2 protein-coding genes are annotated in these 1,617 nt (G+C 41.4%); one reads left to right on the top strand and one right to left on the bottom strand.

The annotated features are described in order from the left end of the window. The coding region (locus tag QUB26_RS31710; protein ID WP_333321280.1) for a hypothetical protein at positions 1 to 237 on the bottom strand (237 nt) is incomplete at its 3' end. Between the two features lie 912 nt (positions 238 to 1,149). Here QUB26_RS31710 and QUB26_RS31715 point away from each other — a divergent pair. Next, positions 1,150 to 1,581 carry a hypothetical protein gene (locus QUB26_RS31715; protein ID WP_333321282.1) on the top strand — a complete coding sequence of 144 codons (432 nt, stop codon included), beginning with the start codon at positions 1,150 to 1,152 and terminating at the stop codon, positions 1,579 to 1,581. Positions 1,582 to 1,617 lie beyond the last annotated feature (36 nt).

The following is a 1,617-nucleotide window of genomic DNA, read 5'->3' on the forward strand; positions in this document are numbered from 1 at the left end:
CGGGCAAACACCGCTATCAGCCAAGAAATTAGGTAAATCTAAATCAGACAGCGACAAAGAACCCAATAACTGATGCAAGTAGTCAAACTCGTGCTGCCAATCCCCAAAACCCGCACTCGGAGTCACAATTTTTTCTAATATAAAACTTTTCGGTCGTTTCCGACTCTTTGTTTTACTTGAATTCCCAAAACCTTGAGCCTGTTTGCGTTTTTTGCCACCAAAATTTAGCCAACCCATAACTTTTGCACCCTGATTAATATGAATTCGATCGCACGAACTTAATTAAATGTCTTCACACATTCAACCAAAACCCTTCCTTGCCAAGGATTTTTCAATAATCGTCACAATTTTCTGTTTATTTGAGAATTTACGCAAAATTAACAAAAATTCTGAATTGGCGAACACTTTACATCTGCCGCGCTTTGCTAACGGTCAGGCGGGCGATCGGACAAACACTTTGTTAATGCTTAGTTTTTATGATTTTTGCTTTTTCACACGATTATCATAAACCCAAATTTTGTTGGCTATCGTAAAGTTTCGGTAAAGTTTTTGGGATAGCAATTCCCGCCTCAAGCAAAACATCCGCTACACGCTCGTTTCCCGCGCAATGACAGGTTAAAAATGGGTAATTCCTAAAATAGTTAGAATTTACACTTGCTTTTTTTCGGCTTTCTGATAATATGAACACCAAGGTGAAATTTGGATTAAAGCCTAAAGCCCAAACAAATATCACTAAAGCTTCTTCACAAACAACTTAAATACTTCCCTGCTTCCTTGAAACAGGGGCCAACTTAGCCTTTGAATTTTCCGTTTCCAGAAAGACTTAGGGCGGCTCGAAAATCTCAAAAACCCAGCGGAGAAAACATACAAACACAATTGGGCGATCGATTCAAGACAATTCAATAATACTTACGCACAGTTCCCCCTGGTCGATCCGAAAGTCTAGATCCCCCTAAATCCCCCTTAAAAAGGGGGACTTTGAGTAAGTTGTCTGGTTCTCCCCGATGTTTTGGGAGACGAGTGAAACTCTTGTCCCCCCCTTCTTAAGGGGAGTAGGGGTTGGCTAGGGGGGATCGAGTTTCTGCCTAAAACGCGTAATTCCTTCTTCCTTCTTCCTTCTTCCTTCTTCCTTCTTCCTTCTACCAAACCATGCAACTAAAATCAGCGGTGCAGTGGATACCTCATCCCGACGGTTATTGGATACTTCGCAATCCCGAAGACATTACCTGTATTCAAGTTGACGACTTTGACAAACAGGTAATTTTGCAATTAAGTCAACAACCACTAACTAATATTCTCGCTGAATACGACCTGGATTTAGAAGATGTGCAAAATCTTTTGAAAGACTTAGCACAAGCAGGAATGCTAGAAGGAACCAAGCCACCGAAAGCCAAATTTAACCTGCTATCCTTCACAATTCCCCTAGTCAATCCCGATGTTTTGCTATCGCGGCACATCGACAAAATCCGCTGGATTTGGACGTGGGAATTTGGCTTCTTCCTGTGCGCTTTCATCGCTTCCTCTGTAGCAGTGTGGTTTGGTATCCGCTCAATAAGTAGGGGTAGCAGAGAAAAAAAGTAAGCAGAGTAAAAAAAGTGTTATAAAATAGGACACATG

It is taken from the genome of Microcoleus sp. B4-C1, from assembly GCF_036705285.1.
Classification (GTDB): Bacteria; Cyanobacteriota; Cyanobacteriia; order Cyanobacteriales; family Microcoleaceae; genus Microcoleus.